This window comes from Grimontia indica, assembly GCF_000333895.2.
GTDB classification, from domain to species: domain Bacteria; phylum Pseudomonadota; class Gammaproteobacteria; order Enterobacterales; family Vibrionaceae; genus Enterovibrio; species Enterovibrio indicus.
The window spans coordinates 1-970 of record NZ_ANFM02000076.1 but is presented as its reverse complement, the minus strand read 5'-3'; the positions used below and the strand labels follow the sequence as shown (position 1 = coordinate 970).

General features: G+C 61.0%; 1 pseudogene. It reads left to right on the top strand.

Going from position 1 to position 970, the window contains the following annotated elements:
• Positions 1-970 (top strand): annotated as a pseudogene (locus D515_RS24580) (hypothetical protein); the annotation flags it as partial.

The window sequence follows — 970 nt, the reverse complement described above, 5'->3', positions numbered from 1 at the left end:
CCGGTGACACCATTACCCTCACCGTCACCCAACCTGACGGCACTTCGGAAACCGTCGACACCCTGATCCCTTCAGACTGGAACGGCACCGATCCGATCGTGATGACAGTGTCCACCGACACCTTGTCTGATACTGACGGCTTTGTGGACGGGGATTATTCCGTCACCGCCACGGTCACCGATGTGGCCGGCAACGTCTCTGAGGCCAGTACCCCTACCGGCTTTACGCTGGACACCACTGCGGCCGGTGAAGGTACCGGTGCGGGCGGCACGGATGAAGCCCCAGTACTCACCATTGCTGAAGCCGCCGATGGCGTCAGTGAAGCCGAAGCCAGTGACGGCGTGCAGGTCAGTGTAGCCGTACCGACTGGCACAGTCTCCGGTGACACCATTACCCTCACCGTTACCCAACCTGACGGCACTTCGGAAACCGTCGACACCCTGGTCCCTTCAGGCTGGAACGGCACCGATCCGATCGTGATGACAGTGTCCACCGACACCTTGTCTGATACTGACGGCTTTGTGGACGGGGATTATTCCGTCACTGCCACGGTCACCGATGTGGCCGGCAACGTCTCTGAGGCCAGTACCCCTACCGGCTTTACGCTGGACACCACTGCGGCCGGTGAAGGTACCGGTGCGGGCGGCACGGATGAAGCCCCAGTACTCACCATTGCTGAAGCCGCCGATGGCGTCAGTGAAGCCGAAGCCAGTGACGGCGTGCAGGTCAGTGTAGCCGTACCGACTGGCACGCTGGCCGGTGACACTATCACCCTCACCGTCACCCAACCTGACGGCACTTCAGAAACCGTCGACACCCTGATCCCTTCAGACTGGAACGGCACCGATCCGATCGTGATGACAGTGTCCACCAACATCCTGTCTGATACTGACGGCTTTGTGGACGGGGATTATTCCGTCACCGCCACGGTCACTGATGTGGCCGGCAACGTCTCCGAGGCCAGTACCCC